Genomic DNA, 15,487 nt, shown 5'->3' on the forward strand with positions numbered 1-15,487 from the left:
CCGGGCTGCCGGTGCGGCCCGCACGGACGGCAATGCGCCGACCGCGAGCGTCGCGAATGCGAGGGCGCGGCGTCGCGTGATTCCGCGATCAAGCGACATCGTGCGCTCCGGCCGGTTCGCCCGCACCGCGCGTGCCAAAAACGCACAGAGCTGACGGCAAGGCTGTCTCGAAATGGACTGACGATACGGCCCGCCGTACGGCCGTGCCGCTTACCGATCGGAAATGCCACCGAATCCGCATACGCACTCACCTGCGCCGACCGCGTCGGCATTCGAGGCGTGAACACTGCAATATCCGGGCAACATCCCGATCCAGCGTCAAAATCACGCAACCGAACGATGACTTCCGATCCGTTAACGGCCGCACTGCGCCGGCAATCTAGCATTGCTTAACCATCAAGGCCGCGGGCAGGACGCGCAAAAACACTCCGGCACCGATCTTGCTGAACTGAGGTTCAGGACGAAGTCCGGCGGCCGCATTGTTCCGCCGTGAAACGGTGTCGCCGGAGAGTGTTACGAGATGAACCCTGTCGCGTTGCTGACCCCGACCTATGGGCGCGATCTGGAAATCTGCACGCTGCTTTGCGAAAGCGTGGATCGCCACGTCACGTCCTTCTCCAGGCACTATCTGCTGGTTCCGGATTGCGACCTGTCGCTGTTCGCGCCGCTCGCAAGCGAGCGCCGCATCATCATTCCGGCCTCCTCCTTCCTGCCCGACTGGTTGCGGCCGCTGCCGCGCGTGATCCAGCGCAAGCGCCGCCAGTTCTGGTGGTCGTTGCGCGCCAAGCCGGTGAACGGCTGGCACGTGCAACAGATCCTGAAGATCGCGGCGACGATCGCGCTGCCTTATGAGCGGTTCTGCATCCTGGATTCCGACATCGTGTTCTTCCGCGATTTCGATCTGGCGCGCTTCCAGTATCCGAACATGATCCCGCTGCTGAAGATGGCCAATGCGGTCACCGCCGACCAGCCGCGCCATTCGCGCTGGCTCGAGACCAGCCATCAGCTGATCGGCCTGCCGACACCGCCATTCCCGGCGCCGGATTTCATCGGACACATCATCTTCTGGGACAAGCAGACCACTCGCGCGCTCGCCGGGCGCATCGAGGCCGCCACCGGCATGGACTGGATCGAGGCGCTGTGCCGGACCCGCGAGTTCTCCGAATACCTGCTGTACGGCTTCTTCGTCGAAAACGATGAGGCGTCGGCGCTGCGTCACTCGGTGGTGCCGAAGACGCAATGCGTCAGCTACTGGGATGACCCGATCTTGAGCAAGGACGAGCTCACCCGGCTGCTGCTGCGCGCCAACAGGGACGACGTCGCGTTCTCTATCGCATCGTTCTCGGGAACGCCGGTCGCGACGATTCGCGAGGTCGTGGCCGAGAGCGACGCCATACTGGCGTCGTCGTCGGCGGCAAGACCGGCGGAGCTTGCCGCATCATGCTGATCGGACAGGCCAGCATCAACCTGACGGCCAACGTGCTTTCGGCGTTGCTCGGGCTGCTGAGCGTGTTCGTCTTCACGCGGCTGTTCGCGCCGCATGACTATGGCGTCTACCTGTTGGGTGTCGGCTTCGCCTCCGTCATCTCGGTCTTCCTGGTCGGCTGGTTCCGCAATCTGATCCTGAGCGGCCACGCCCGCGATGACGGCACCGACGTCCGCGGTCTGGTGGCGTCGGGCTATCTGATCTCCTGCCTCACCGCGCCGATCGCCTGGCTGCTGGCACGTCTCGTCGGCCTCGATGCGACTGCGGCGCTGGCCGCCGTCGCCCTCGCCGTTGCGATCGGCCTGTTCGAGCTGACGCAGGACCTGCTGCGGGCACGGTTGAAGGCACTCTCGGTGATGAGAGCGACCCTGGTCCGCGCCGGCGCCCTGCTCGGCTTCGGCGTCGTCGTCGCAACCATCAGCCCGACCGGCGTCCTGCTGTTGCTCGCGGCCGGCTCGGCCTATCTTGTCGCCGTGCTGGTGCAGTCGCGCAGCGCGTGGCGCGGCACCATCATCAATTTCAGCCGCGCCGACCTGCGGTCGCTCGCCCGCGCCGGGCTGCCGCTGACGCTGTCGCTGACGCTGCTGGCGATCTCGAGCGTGACCGACCGCTTCATGATCGCGAACCTGATCGGCGCAGCCGACGCCGGCAAATATGTCGCGGCACTGGACCTGGTTCGCCAGACCCTGATGATGCCCGCGATGAGCATGGCCGCGGCCTTCTTTCCGATGGCCGTGCAGATCCAGGCCCGGCAAAGCGACGCTGCGGGCGCCATCAGAACTCATCTCGCCGATTGCCTCGAACTGCTCGTCGGCGTCACGCTGCCGGCCTGTCTCGGCTTTGCCTTGATCGCCCCGCATATCGCCAACGTCATCCTCGGTGTCGACTTCCGCGCGCTCGCAACCGAGATCATGCCGATCATCGCGGCCGCCGTGCTGTTCCAGGTGCTGACGCAGCAATATCTGCATGCGAGCTTCCTGCTGTCGGGACGCAACTCCTTCTATCTGATCAACACCGCGTCGATCATCGCGGCCAATGTGATCCTGTCCTATCTGCTGGTCAGCCTCTACGGCACCATTGGTGCGGCCTGGGCGCGGCTCGGCGCCGACATCACCGGCTTTGCCTGCGCCCTGATCCTGAGCAGCTTCGCCTTCCGGATTCCGATCCCGATCGGCCGCCTCGCCCTGATCGTCATCGCCGCGCTCGCGATGGCAGTCACGGTCGGCGCGCTGGATCGCGTCCTCTACCTTGCCGATCTCCCCGCCAGCATCGTGCTGGTCGGAGCGGGGTTCGCCGTCTACGCCGCGTTCTGCTGGCTGTTCGACATCGCGCGCCTGCGCGGTCGGCTGAAGCAGGGCATCGCCATGTTCCGTACCAAATTCGCAAACAGCAACATTGGATGAACCAATGACGAAGTCCCTCGCGCTTGCTACGCGTCCTGCCCCGCTCGCCGAGCTCTCGACGACTATCCCTGCCGAAATCCATCCGGAATCGCTGCTCGCCTTGCCGCCCGGCGAGGCCAAGCAGAGCCTGCTCACGGTCCACAGCATCCTCGAGGCCCGACTGCCGGCCGGACCGCTTTCGATCTACGAAGCCGGTGGCGGCTCGACCAGCTATCTGCCGCTCGGCGTGCTGCGTCGTTCGCATGTGACCGTCGTCGACATTGACCCTGATCAGATCCGCAACAACTGCTATGCACAGGAAACCGTCCTCGGCGACATCCAGACCTATCGCTTCCCACCGCAGCAGCGTTTCGACCTGATCATCTGCTACAACGTCATCGAGCACATCCCCGATGTGGAGGCCGCGCTGAGCGGGTTCTGCGAGGCGCTGAAGCCGAACGGACTGCTGCTGATCGGCGCGCCGAACCCGAAGTCGCTGTCGGGTATCGTCACGAAATATTCCCCGCACTGGTTCCACGTCTGGTTCTACCGCCATGTGCGCGGCGAGAAGCACGCCGGGCTGCCGGGCGAGGCGCCGTTTCCGACCCATTTCCATCCGCTGGTGACGCCAAGCAATCTCGAAGCATTCGTGGCCGGCCGCGGACTGCAAGTCATCTACCGGAAGAAATACGAGAGCCCGCGCTATCCCGAGATGCGCCGGCGCAAGCCGTTGCTGGCGACCGCGATCGACGCGGCAGCGAAAACGATGAACGCGTTGCTGCCGGGCAAGATCGACGTCCGGCACGGCGACTATCATGTGATCCTGCGGAAGCTTGAATCATGAACGCATTGTGGTCGGAAGCCAGGGTCAAGGTCAGCCACCGGCTGGCGATGCATGTGCAGGTCGAACGCTTCCGTCTGAACAATGCCACGCCGATGGTGACCTTCACTTTCGACGATCTGCCGAAGAGCGCGGCGACGTTCGGCGCCGACATTCTCGAATCCTACGGTGCCCGCGGCACGTTCTACGTGTCGGGCGGGCTGGTCGGGCTCGACGCGCCCGACTGGACCACCGGCAGCGCCGATGACGTCGTCTCATTGCACCGCCGCGGTCATGAGGTCGGTTGTCACACCTTCTCGCATCGCCGCGCCTGCGATCTCGACGAGACCTCGCTGGCGGCGGAGATCGCGCGTAACCGCACCTATCTCCACTCGCTCGATCCGACCATGCCGGTCGAGACCTTCGCCTACCCGTTCGGCTACGGCTCCTATGCGCGAAAACACCAGTTGAGGTCTGAATTCCGCACCTGCCGCAGCATCGTGCCGGGTGTGAACAGCGGCGAGGTTGACCTGCAATTCCTCCGCGCCATGCCGCTGATCGACCGCCAGATGTCCCACGAGCGGATCGATGCGGCCTTCGCCGAGGCTGCAAACATGAACGGCTGGTTAATTTTCTACAGCCACGACGTCGCCGACGCGCCGAGCCTCTATGGCTGCACGCCCGACCTCATGACCTACGCGCTGGAGGCCGCGGCGCGGCGGAATGTCCCTGTTCTGACGATGGCGGAGGCGTTCCGATGCGCCCGCGCTTAAACCCTTTGTTTGCCTTTCTGGTGAATAGTCGGCGAATGAGTATGGTTAATTTTTCGTGTTGCGTTTTTTCCGCGTCGTCTCGTGCGCGTTGCGTGGCCCGAAAGAGTGCTCCTCAGCAGATGCGTGCGGCCATTCAGACGGAAGCTGGGGTCGATGCTTAGCTATGACCAGCCGATAGACCGGGCCAAGTCGGAGCCGCGCCGGGCCGCAATCCCGGCCGGCTTCAACGTGCTCGAGCTGATCCGGCTGTTGCGGGCGCGCAAGGTTGCGATCCTGTCGGCTGCGCTGCTCTGCGCCTGCATCGCGGTCGCAATCGGCAAGAGCCTCACGCCGAAATACACCGCGGGCGCCCAGCTCTATGTCGACCCCCGCGAGCTGCAGCTCGTCGAGCGCGAGCTCACCCCGCGCGCCCAGGACGTCTCCGGCCTCGCGATGGTGGTCGAAAGCCAGTCGCGCCTGATCACGTCCAACAACGTATTGCTGCAGGTGATCCGCGACACCAACCTCGTCAGGGATCCCGAGTTCGGCGGCGGCGCCGCGAGCAAGGGCCTGCTCGCCTCGCTGCTCGGCCTGTTCGGCATCGAACCGAGAACCAGCGCGGAGCAGCAACAGCAGATCGAGATGAACACGCTCGATACGCTGAACCGCCATATCAACGTCAAGAAGACCGATCGCACCTTCATCGTCGATGTCGATGTCTGGTCGCACGATCCGGTCAAGGCCGCGATGCTCGCGAATGCGATCGCCAAGGCCTATCTCGCCGAGTCCAAGCAGTCGCAGGCCGAGGCCGCACGGCGCGCCACCCGCGACCTGTCCGGCCGGTTGAAGGAGCTGCAGCAGCGCCTGCGCAATGCCGAAGAGGCGCTCGCATCGTACAAGGCTCAGAACAATTTCGTCGGCTCGCAGGACAATCTGCTCGCCGACCAGCAGCTTTCGGGCGGCAACCAGCGGCTGGCCGCAGCGCGTGCCCAGACGCTCGACGCGCAGGCCAGCTACGACCAGATCGAAGCCACCCGCCGCGGCGCGACCGACCCGGGCGCGATCCCCGAAGCTGTGCAATCGCCGACCATCGCCAATCTGCGCTCGCAATATGCCGAAGCGAAGAAGCGTCAGGCGGAAATGCAGGGTGAGCTGGGGCCGCGTCATCCGGATCTGCGCAAGATCGAGCAGCAGGTCGAGGACCTGCGCCGCACCATCAAGGAAGAGGTCGATCGCGTTGCGCTGGCCGCCAAGAACAATCTGACCCGGGCACGCGACTACGAAGCCTCGCTCAACAAGGCACTGGACGCCCAGAAGCGCCAGAGCGTGCAGATGAGCCAGGCATCAGTGCGGCTGCGCGAGCTCGAGCGTGAGGTCGATGCCAGCCGCGACGTCTACCAGTCGTTCCTCAAGCGCTCGCGCGAGACCGAGGAGCAGGAGAGCCTCAACACCTCGAGCGCGCGCGTGATCGGCGATGCCACGATCCCGCAGCAGCGCACCTTCCCGCCGGCGATGACCCTGCTCGCGATGATCGGCTTCATGTTCGGCGGCCTCGCCGCCGCGGCCTGGGTCGTGGCCGCCAGCCGGCTCGCGCCCGGCGCCGATCCGATTCGACCCAGGATCCAGCCGAAACGGGATGCCGCACCGGAACGGCAGCCAGTGATCGAGAAGCCGAAGCTGCCCGTGCAGGCGTCGCCCGCGGTGCAGCCGGCCGCCGGCATCCTCGACAAGCCCGTGATTGAGAAGCCGCTGATCGCCGAGTTGCAGGAATCCGACGTCATGCGCACGCTCGGCGGTATCCTGACCGGCGACAATCCCGCCGACGTCACACGGTTCGGCTGGCCGACGTTGCGCACCAGTTCGGCGCTGGGGCTGTTCTCCAACACCATGCGGCAGATCCATGCGGCGCTGGCAACGCGGACGGCGCCCGGCGGCGTTCCCGTGCTGGCCGTGGTCGGCACATCCGACGATCCCGATCGCAGCGTCGTCGCGCTCAATATCGCGCTTGTCGCCGCGCGCGACGGTGCGCGCGTCCTGCTGATCGATGCCGACACGAGCGTCCACGCCCTGACCGACAGGGTCGCGCATCCCGTTCAGAGCAGGCCGAGCCGCCTCGACTGGCTCACCATCGGCAGCAAGGCGTCCCGCGCCATCAACACCGCCAACGGCATCGCGATCCTGCCGGCGATCCCCGGCAATCCCGCCAGGGCGAGCGAGGCGATCCGGAAGGCGATCGCGCAGACCCGTGCCGCCGGCGGCCATGATCTCGTCATCCTCGACGGGCCGCCGATGCCGTGGGGTGCGGACGAACGGCAGCTGTTCGACATGGCGGACGGGCTGATCGCGGCGCTGCCGGTGGATCGCGACATCAACGCGTCAATGGAAGACATCATCACCGCACTCGGTGGCGCCGAACGCAAGCTCGCCGGTGTGGTGCTCAACGAACTCCTATCGACCGCCGCAAGCCGGCAACACGACAAGCAATATGCCTGAGCGACGCGCGGGTCGCGCCGGCTTGTGTCCTGCTCCTGCCGCGATCGCGAGTTGATCGTCCAATGGCCCGGCTATCGATCCCCGCCATTATCGCCGCCGCTTCCATCCTGCTGTCCGTGGCCGCACGGGCCTGTCCCGCCCTGATCGAAGGCGTCGCGGCGGATCGGCTCACGGCGCTGTCGCGCGGCGTCAATGCCGACGGCTGGATCGCCGATTCACGGTCTGCACCACCGCGCAGCCTGCTGCTCGAGCTACGCAAGGCCGGCTTGACCCACATCCGGTTGCCGGTGCCGGCCGACTTCGTCATGCCGCGCTTCGCCGCGAAAGCGGAGATCGACGGCCGCCTGCACACCGTCGATGGCGTACTGAAGACCCTGCTCGCGCTCGGCTATGCCGTGTCGATCGACCTGCATTCGGGCCAGCACTTCAACGCACTGCACAAGGACGATCCGCCCGGCGCGATGGCCGAAATGAAGAGCGCATGGACCGCGCTCGCGCACATCATGCAGCGCTATCCGTCCGATCGCGTCTTTGCTGAACTCCTGAACGAGCCGGAGGTCGATGCCGCGCAATGGCAAGGCGAAGTCCGCGAGCTCGCCGGCTTCATTCGCAAACTGCTTCCGCAAACCACGCTGATCACGGGTCCCGTCAACTGGCAGCGCGCGGATTCACTGCCCGGCTTCACGCCGCTCGACGACCCGAACGTCGTCTATGCCATTCACTTCTACGATCCGATGGTATTCACCCATCAGGCTCACTGGGACCCGAATGAGCCACTCCACGACGTCATCGGATTGCCCTATCCGGTCCGCGCTGACGATCCGAAAGTCCAGCAGTTGCGGGAACGGCTCTCCGCGATGAACCAGCGCAAGGCGCTTGCGATGGTCGACCGGGCCACGCCCGACCGCGGCATCGACAAATGGCTCGAGCCGGCCACCGCCTGGCAGCGGCAGTATTCGCGGCCGATCATCATCAATGAATTCGGGGTGCTCAAGGCCGGGGCTCCGCGCGACAGCCGGCTGCGGTGGCTCGCCGGCGTCACCGCCTACGCCAGGCAACAGTGCTGGGGCTGGACACATTGGGAAATGTCGCAGGGCTTCGGCCTGGCCGATGCCGCCACCGGCAAGGCCGACCGCGAGGTGCTGAAGGCGCTGCTCGGGACGCGCTAGCGGCTGCTGGTTAACCCGTTCTTACACAATGCGCGGCTAGATCGACGACGCGGGTGTGGCATATCCACACGTCCGGTCATTTAGGTCAGAGCCAGTGCGAGCAGAGATAGCCCCGCGGCCGATGTTGGCCGGCGACCTGGTTCCTGCCCTCGGCATCGCCGTGGCATCGATCGCGTTTGCGCCGATCATGCAGGCCGCCAATGCCGGGCTCGCGATCATCGTCGAAAGCCTGATCGGTTGCGCGATCGTGCTTGCGGCGCCGGCCTATGCGCCGTCGATCGCCGTCTTCATCATCTTCTTCCAGAATCTCTTCGTCTCGATCCTGTCGTCCTACATAGCGACCGAGCAGGAGATGGATTTCGTCAAGGGCTACAACTTCCTCATCTGCGCGGTGATGTGGCTGGTCACGCTGGCGCTGTATCTGCTGCGCGAGCGCAGGCACTCCGCCGAGATCGACCGGATCATGAGATGGGGGCTGATGACCCTCGCGGTCGTTGGGGCGTACTTCCTGCTCGGCGCGACGCAGGACGCGCATGCATCGCTCGTCTATCTGCGCAATATTGCGTTTCCGCTGTTTCTGTTCCAGCTCTCACTGCTGACCGCGGCAACCTTCGAGATCCGTATCACCCCGTTCCTGGTGGCGGTCGCCATCCTGCTGATCGTCTGCGGATATGTCGAACTGCTGTTCCGCGATTTCTGGCTCACCATTACCAATGGCTACACGTTCTGGCACTTCGACGAGCTGAAGGCGACCCGCTCCGGGTCCTGGGAAGCCGAGATGCGCCAAACCGGCAACGTGCCCGTCGATCTGATCGACCGCTTCCGCTTCAGCTTTCTCAACAGCCCCTTGTTCGAGGATCTCGGACTGTCGTCAATTCTGCGCATCTTCGGGCCGAATATGAGCCCTATCAGCTTCGGCTACGGGATCGCCTTCTCCGTCCTGTTCCTGTTCGCGGTCGGATATCGCTGGCTGGCGCTGGCCGCGATCCCGTTGCTGATCTTCTGCAGCGTCAAGGGCGCGCTCGTCCTGGTCATCTTCGTCGCCCTGGCCTGGACAGCAACCTGGCTGTTCGGCGCCACCATCACCCTTGCCGTCGCGTTGGTCGGGCTCGTGGTGTATGCCATCGCAGCCATCCATATCGGACTCCAGATCGGCGATTTCCACGTGATCGGCTTCATGGGCGGCTGGGACGGATTCCGGCAGAACCCGATCGGCCGCGGGCTTGGCGTCGGCGGTAATCTCTCCGAAGGTTACTTCACGATCGACTGGAACGCCGCGCAGGCGGCCGGCACGATGGACGGCGCGGTGGAGAGCGCCGTCGGCGTCCTGCTCTACCAGATGGGGATCGGCGCGGTGGTGCCGCTCGGCTTCTTCTTTGCGATGGCACTGAAGGCCTGGCGCCTCTACGCCGCCTCGGGAATTCTCACGCAGGGGCTCGCCGCATTCGGCACGATGGTCGTGCTGGTGAACGGCATCTTCCAGGAAGAGGCGCTGTTTGCGCCGCCGGCACTCGGGCTTTTGCTGTGCCTGACCGGGCTCGTGATCGGCCATCATTGCGTACGCAAGGCGACGATCTGAGGGCCACCGATCGATAGCGCAGGACAGGCAAGAAGAAGCCCGGCCGCGCGGCGACCAGGCTATCCTCGACCTGCACCATCAGAGCGCTTTGATCTGCACCTTGCGGAACTTGACCACACCCGAGCCATATTGAAGCGCGATGTAGCCACTGGCGTGCTTGGAGTCCTGGGCGTCGACAGTTTTCTGGCCGTTCAGCGTCACGACGAAATGCGGCCCCTGCGCCGTGATCTCGTAGACGTTCCATTTTCCGGCTGCCTTCGGCATCGGATCGACCTTGGCGACATCGACAATCGCGCCGGTGCCGTAGGTCGGATCGGGCCGCTTGTCGAAGATGTTGACCTCGTAACAGACCTTGGAGTCGATCACCTTGTTGCCTTCGCAGCGGATGAAGACGCCGCTGTTGGCGTCCTCGTCGGTCCAGAACTCGGCGCGGATCTGGAAGTCCTTGTACTGGGTCCTGCTGACGAGATAGGAGAGATCCTTGCCGTCGAGCTTGTCGGCGACCAGCGCGCCGTCCTTCATGGCCCAATTGGCCTTGCCGACCTCGTCCCAGTCGCCCTTCCTGGAGCCGTCGAGCAGCGTGACCCAGCCGTCGTCACCCGATGCGCTAGTGGAGAATTGCAGCGCGGCCGCACCGATCACGAGTCCCGCCGCCAGTATCGACAGTTGCTTCTTCAAGGTTGTCCTCCCGTCTTTTGGTTGGCGCGCAACCTATCATCGTCCGCAGCGGCGTAAATCGTTTTTCATGTTGCAGCTGCGTTGTGTCACGGACTGTTGTCGCAATCTTGAGGTCAGACATGCGCGGACGCGTCTTGCTCCGCTCGAACGACAGCGACTACCATCACGCGACATACGGGCGCGGCAGTTGCCCGAGGAATCTGATCTGGGAGACTCCGATGACGGCCTCGAACCGATCCTGGCGATACCTGCTGATGCCGCTCGCCCTTGCCGGCACACTGAGCGTCAGCTCTGCGGCCGAGCTCAATCCCGCTGCCGTCACCTACAAGCTGCCGGATCAGATTCCGTGGAGCCCGGTCGACGCGCGCGGCGCGCAGAACGCCGTCGTGGTCGGCGATCCCTCGAAGCCCGGGTTCTACATGGTCTACACCAAATGGACCAAGGGCAATCACTTCAGCCGTCCGCACTTCCATCCCAACGACCGCTACATCGTCGTGCTCAAGGGCACCTGGTGGGTCGGCTCCGGTCCGAAATTCGATCCCGATCACGGCACCGTGGCGATGCCGGCCGGCAGCTTCGTCACCCATTTCGGCAAGCAGGTGCATTGGGACGGCGCCAAGGACGAGGACGCCGTGCTGCTGATCATGGGCGAAGGCCCGGCCACCGCGACCGAGGCGGAACAGAAGTAACCGGACGCGGCTAGCAACCTTCGTGTCCGCGAGACGTTTCATCTCCTCATCATCATGACGAGGAGATAGCGCATGGCAACAGCTGCCGACATTCGGGAACATATGGACGTGATCTCGTCGGACAAGAAGACAGTCGGCAAGGTCGACCATATGGAAGGCACCGACAAGATCAAGCTGACCAAGCAGAGCTCGCCAGACGGTCAGCATCATCATTTCATTCCGCTGTCCTGGGTCGATCATGTGGACCAGCACGTCCACCTCAACAAATCGGGCTCCGACGTCACGGCGCATTGGCAGCACGGCCGCCAATAGCCGCGTTGCGCGAAGTCCGTGCGATGCTATCATCCGGCCTTGAGGAAGGGCCTTCGATGCATCCTGCCGCTAAGCTGCAATTTGCCCGCATCGCCGACGAGTTCGCGCGCTGGCGCGCCATTCCCGAAGCGGAACGGCCGCCGGCGCCGGCGTGGTGGTGGGGACCGGCATTCGAGATGCGCGATGCCGCCGAACCGCTGCCGTCCAATTGCTGCCGCCGGTTCCGCCTGTCCGACGGGGCGAGCTTTGCCGAGGCGTCGGCGGCGCTGCGCCAGACCCTGGCAGGCCAGGCAATACCGTCCTGGCCGTATGAGTTCTCGCGCCTGATCGCGTCGACCGATTCCGACGTCCGCGACTTGCCCGTGCAGCCGTCAGACGACAGCGCGTTTCCGCCCTAGATCCGGCACGGCCTCGCCGATCACCTCATCGTCCAGCGAGGGCTGCAACGGAGGCGAGGTCAGCGCCGGCGACGTCTTCAACAATTCGGCGAGATCGCGCGGCGGCAGCGGCCGGCTGAACAGGAAGCCCTGCATCTCGTCGCAGGCATGCGCGCGCAGGAACTCCTGCTGCTCTGAGGTCTCGACGCCCTCGGCGACGATGGTCATGCCGAGCGCCTTGCCCATGCTGATGATCGCCTGCGCGATCGCGACGTCCTCGGAATCATCGGGCAGGTCGCGCACAAAGGAGCGATCGATCTTGATGGTGTCGATCGGAAACTGCTTCATCAGCGACATCGACGAATAGCCGGTGCCGAAATCGTCGATCGCCAGCCGAATGCCGCGGTTCTGGATCGCATCGAGCACGCGGACCGCGCGCGTCACGTTGCGCATCACCATGCTCTCGGTGACTTCGAGCTGCAGCAGCGCCGGCGGCATGCCGCTCGCCGCCAGCGCCTCGTCGATATCGTGGAGCAAATTCGGATCGCCGAACTGCCGCGGCGAGAGGTTGACCGCCATGGTCACCGCCTTGAGGCCGCGGTGCTGCCACGCCATGTTCTGCGCGCAGGCTTCCTTCAGCACCCAGCGGCCGATCGGCACGATCAGGCCGACTTCCTCGGCGAGCGGAATGAACTGCCCTGGCGATACCTTGCCGAGCTCGGGATGGGTCCAGCGCAACAGCGCCTCGACGCCGCTGATCTGCCCGCTCGCCATGTCGACCTTGGGCTGATACTCGAGCGAGAACTGATCGCGCTCCAGCGCACGGCGCAGCGCGCTCTCCATCGTCAGGCGCTCGATCGACTGTGCCCTGACCTCGTTGGAGAAGAAGCGGAAGCCGTTCTTGCCGTCCTCCTTGGCGAGATACATCGCCATGTCGGCATTCTTGGTGAGCGTCTGCACGTCGGAGCCGTCGGCGGGATACATCGCGATCCCGATCGAGGCCGTGGTGTGGCACTCGTGCCCACTGATCTGCAGCGGCTGGCTAAGCGAGACCAGGAGATCGCCGGCAATCCGCTCGACGTCGTCACGTTCGGCGGTTTCTTCGAGGATGACCACGAACTCGTCGCCGCCGAGCCGCGCCACCACGTCGCTCGCGCGCAAGGATTCACGCAGCCGCTTGGCGATCGCCACCAGCAGCATGTCGCCGGCGTCGTGACCGAGCGAATCGTTGATGATCTTGAAACGATCAAGGTCGATGAACAGCACCGCAAGCTGCCGGCGATGGCGATCCGCCGCCGAGATCGCGTGACGCAGCATCTCGTTGAACGTCTCGCGGTTCGGCAGATTGGTCAGGCTGTCATGCGAGGCAAGGTATTCGATGCGCTCGTCGGCCTTGTGCTTCTCGTCGGCGCGATCGAAACTCTCGAGCGCGAACGCCAGATTGTCGGCGAGCCGCTGCAACAGCTCGGCGAATTCCGGTGTGAACGTGTCCTTCTCGATCGCGACGAAGATCATGACGCCGACCACCCAGCCGTTGACGGTCAGCGGAAACGAGGCGCCGGACTGCGTTCCATCGAGCCGCGCCCGTTCATGAAAAGCTGCGGTCTCGGTATCGGCAAAATAGTCGTTGATGATGCAGGCCTTGCCCGACCGGAACGCCCTGCCGCAGGCGCCGCGCCCCTCGGGGTGCGCCTCGCTGATCGAGAGCGTCACCTGGCTCGCGCCTTCTGCCGCCGGGCCCGCGATTGCGACAATCCGGAGATAATCGCTTCCCGGCTGCGCCAGCGCGATGGTGGCCGAGGTGAATTTTCCCCCGGTTGCCGCCGCTTCACAGACCAGCTGATAGAGCTCGGAGCGGGACTTCGCCCGCATGATCGCCTCGTTGGTCGCGCTCAACGCCGCGAACATCCGCGACAGCCGCTCCTTCTGCTCATCGGCGCGCGCCTTCTCGTCGGCGCGGTCAAAATTGGCGAGCGCGAACGAGACGTTCTCGGCGAGCCGCTGCAACAGCGCCATCATCTCCGGGCTGAACGTGCCGAATTCGCTGGATAGAAACACCAGCGCGCCGATCGCCTCGCCGTTCTTGAGCAGCGGCAGCGCCGCGCCGGACTTGCTGCCGCTGTCGCGGACGACCGGGTAGACGTGCGATTCAGGGCCGAAGTCGCTGAGATAGTCGTTGCTGATGCAGGGCCTGCGGGTGCGGATCGCAACGCCGGTCAAGGTCTGACCTTCCGGGCGCGTCGCGTCGGCCGACAACTGGACTTCGCGGGCGCGCTCCCGGTCGGGACCCGAGGCCGCCACATTGTCGAGGAAGACCTCGCCCGGGCGGACCAGCCTGATCGTGGCCGAGATGAACTGTCCGCCGACCGCTGCGGCGTCGCAGACCAGATTGAACAGCTCGCTGCGGGATTTCGCCCGCATGATCGCCTCGTTGGTCGCGCTCAACGCCGCGAACATTCGCCGCAGCCGTTCCCTCTGCTCCTCGGTCCGCGCCTTCTCGTCGGCGCGATCGAAGCTGCCGAGCGCATAGGCGACGTTGTCGGCGAGCCGCTGGAGGAGCTCGGCGAATTCGGCCGTGAAGGTGTTGCGTTTGGCGGAGATGAACAGCATCACGCCGACCGGCTCGTCGTCGACGATCAAGGGAAAGGCTGCGCCCGATCGCGCATCCTCGCGGTCGATGATTTCGCGGAACGGGTTGTTGGCGACGTCGCCCAGAAAATCATTGTCAATGCAGGCGCGCCGGGAGCGGAACGCCCTGCCGCAGACGCCGCGCCCTTCGGGCCGCGCCTCGCTGCGCGAGACGCTGAGGCGGCGCGCATTCTCGGCGGTCGGACCCGCGACCGCTATCATCTCCAGGAAATCGTCGCCGGGCTTGGCGATCAGAATGCTGGTGGAATTGAACCCGCCGCCATGCGCTGCCGCGGCGCAGACCAGCTCGAACATCTCGAGCCGCGACCTGGCGCGCATGATCGCCTCGTTGGTCGCGCTCAGCGCCGCGAACATCCGCGACAGCCGCTCGCGCTCGGCGTCGGCCCTGGCCTTCTCGGTGGCGCGGCCGAAATTGTCGAGCGCAACCGAGACGTTTTCGGCGATCCCCGCCAGCAGCGCGATGATCTCCTCGTCGCGGGCCCAGGAATTGCTCGTGAAGAAGATCAGCACGCCGATGCTCTTGCCGAACCGGGTGAGCGGCAGCGCCACGCAGGCCATCAGGCCGCTGCCGCGGATTGGCGTCTTCGATTCCCTCATCGATATCGGGATGTCGTGCTCGACGCACGGCCGCTGGGTCCGGAACGCCTCGCCGCAAATACCCTTGCCGTAGACATTGTCCGGATCGGTCGAGAAGCGCGTCTGGGTGATCAGGTCGATCGCCTCGCCGGTGCCGGCGACAGGCTCGAGCCAGTGCGTGTCAGGCTCGACCAGCAGCACCACGGTGGCAAAGGACTTTCCGCTGAACACCGCGGCGTCGCAGACCCGCTGATAGAGATCGTGCTCGGTCTTGGCGCGAAGGATGGCCTCGTTGGTTGCGCTGATGGCGCCGAACATGCGGTTGAGCCGGCGCATCGCCCGCTCGCCGCTCTTGCGCGACGCCTCATGGTCGAAATTGTCGAGCGCGAAGGAGACGTTCGCGGCCATGCGCTCCAGCAGTGAAACGATCTCCTCGCTGAGGGAGTGGCTCTCGCGCCGCGTCACCATGAAGACGCCGACGCTACGCCCGGCGCAGACCAACGGCACCGCCGCCGCGGCGCCGAC

The 15,487-nt window shown here is 65.0% G+C and carries 12 protein-coding genes; 10 read left to right on the plus strand and 2 right to left on the minus strand.

Going from position 1 to position 15,487, the window contains the following annotated elements; translation table 11 throughout:
• Positions 1-520: 520 nt before the first annotated feature.
• The 7 genes from H8A92_RS35005 to H8A92_RS35035 all read left to right on the plus strand — a co-directional run bounded on the left by H8A92_RS35005 (position 521) and on the right by H8A92_RS35035 (position 9,681).
• Positions 521-1,447, plus strand: a complete 927-nt coding sequence (locus H8A92_RS35005; protein WP_229199894.1) for a DUF6492 family protein — start codon at positions 521-523, stop codon at positions 1,445-1,447.
• Positions 1,441-2,889: an oligosaccharide flippase family protein gene (locus H8A92_RS35010; protein WP_229199895.1), complete on the plus strand. Its 1,449-nt coding sequence runs from the start codon at positions 1,441-1,443 to the stop codon at positions 2,887-2,889. Before H8A92_RS35005 ends, H8A92_RS35010 begins: the two co-directional genes overlap by 7 nt.
• A 4-nt stretch (positions 2,890-2,893) precedes the next feature.
• Positions 2,894-3,712 carry a class I SAM-dependent methyltransferase gene (locus H8A92_RS35015; RefSeq protein ID WP_229199896.1) on the plus strand — a complete coding sequence of 273 codons (819 nt, stop codon included), beginning with the start codon at positions 2,894-2,896 and terminating at the stop codon, positions 3,710-3,712.
• A complete protein-coding gene (locus tag H8A92_RS35020; protein WP_229199897.1) occupies positions 3,709-4,461 on the plus strand; it encodes a polysaccharide deacetylase family protein in 753 nt (250 codons plus the stop codon). Before H8A92_RS35015 ends, H8A92_RS35020 begins: the two co-directional genes overlap by 4 nt.
• A 153-nt stretch (positions 4,462-4,614) precedes the next feature.
• Positions 4,615-6,933, plus strand: coding sequence for a GumC family protein (locus H8A92_RS35025; protein ID WP_229199898.1), 2,319 nt, complete (start codon positions 4,615-4,617; stop codon positions 6,931-6,933).
• Positions 6,934-6,995: 62 nt separating this feature from the next.
• On the plus strand, positions 6,996-8,102 hold the full coding sequence (locus H8A92_RS35030; RefSeq protein WP_229199899.1) for a glycoside hydrolase family 5 protein: 1,107 nt from the start codon (positions 6,996-6,998) through the stop codon (positions 8,100-8,102).
• 94 nt (positions 8,103-8,196) lie between these two features.
• Positions 8,197-9,681 (plus strand): hypothetical protein, encoded by a 1,485-nt coding sequence (locus H8A92_RS35035; protein WP_229199900.1) that lies wholly within the window; start codon positions 8,197-8,199, stop codon positions 9,679-9,681.
• A gap of 78 nt (positions 9,682-9,759) precedes the next feature.
• Here H8A92_RS35035 and H8A92_RS35040 read toward each other — a convergent pair whose 3' ends face one another.
• A complete protein-coding gene (locus tag H8A92_RS35040; protein ID WP_229199901.1) occupies positions 9,760-10,359 on the minus strand; it encodes a 3-keto-disaccharide hydrolase in 600 nt (199 codons plus the stop codon).
• Positions 10,360-10,577: 218 nt separating this feature from the next.
• Between H8A92_RS35040 and H8A92_RS35045 the strand changes: the two genes are divergently transcribed.
• From H8A92_RS35045 to H8A92_RS35055, 3 genes are all read left to right on the plus strand, one after another.
• Complete coding sequence (locus tag H8A92_RS35045) at positions 10,578-11,048, plus strand: cupin domain-containing protein (RefSeq protein WP_229199902.1); 471 nt, start codon at positions 10,578-10,580, stop codon at positions 11,046-11,048.
• Positions 11,049-11,120: 72 nt separating this feature from the next.
• Positions 11,121-11,360, plus strand: coding sequence for a DUF2171 domain-containing protein (locus H8A92_RS35050; protein WP_050403738.1), 240 nt, complete (start codon positions 11,121-11,123; stop codon positions 11,358-11,360).
• Between the two features lie 56 nt (positions 11,361-11,416).
• Positions 11,417-11,758 carry a hypothetical protein gene (locus H8A92_RS35055; protein ID WP_229199903.1) on the plus strand — a complete coding sequence of 114 codons (342 nt, stop codon included), beginning with the start codon at positions 11,417-11,419 and terminating at the stop codon, positions 11,756-11,758.
• On the opposite strand, the gene H8A92_RS35060 is transcribed toward H8A92_RS35055, so the two are convergent.
• Positions 11,732-15,487: bifunctional diguanylate cyclase/phosphodiesterase (locus H8A92_RS35060; protein WP_229199904.1), on the minus strand; the 3,756-nt coding region annotated here is incomplete at its 5' end. The two genes, H8A92_RS35055 and H8A92_RS35060, sit on opposite strands and share 27 nt — an antisense overlap.

The organism is Bradyrhizobium acaciae (genome assembly GCF_020889785.1).
GTDB classification, from domain to species: domain Bacteria; phylum Pseudomonadota; class Alphaproteobacteria; order Rhizobiales; family Xanthobacteraceae; genus Bradyrhizobium; species Bradyrhizobium acaciae.

Excerpts from the sequence above, each read along its gene's own strand:
- H8A92_RS35020 (WP_229199897.1), top strand. The coding sequence starts at position 3,709 with ATGAACGCATTGTGGTCGGAAGCCAGGGTCAAGGTCAGCCACCGGCTG.
- H8A92_RS35050 (WP_050403738.1), top strand. The coding sequence starts at position 11,121 with ATGGCAACAGCTGCCGACATTCGGGAACATATGGACGTGATCTCGTCG.
- H8A92_RS35030 (WP_229199899.1), top strand. The coding sequence starts at position 6,996 with ATGGCCCGGCTATCGATCCCCGCCATTATCGCCGCCGCTTCCATCCTG.
- H8A92_RS35005 (WP_229199894.1), top strand. The coding sequence starts at position 521 with ATGAACCCTGTCGCGTTGCTGACCCCGACCTATGGGCGCGATCTGGAA.
- H8A92_RS35055 (WP_229199903.1), top strand. The coding sequence starts at position 11,417 with ATGCATCCTGCCGCTAAGCTGCAATTTGCCCGCATCGCCGACGAGTTC.
- H8A92_RS35025 (WP_229199898.1), top strand. The coding sequence starts at position 4,615 with ATGCTTAGCTATGACCAGCCGATAGACCGGGCCAAGTCGGAGCCGCGC.
- H8A92_RS35045 (WP_229199902.1), top strand. The coding sequence starts at position 10,578 with ATGACGGCCTCGAACCGATCCTGGCGATACCTGCTGATGCCGCTCGCC.
- H8A92_RS35010 (WP_229199895.1), top strand. The coding sequence starts at position 1,441 with ATGCTGATCGGACAGGCCAGCATCAACCTGACGGCCAACGTGCTTTCG.
- H8A92_RS35015 (WP_229199896.1), top strand. The coding sequence starts at position 2,894 with ATGACGAAGTCCCTCGCGCTTGCTACGCGTCCTGCCCCGCTCGCCGAG.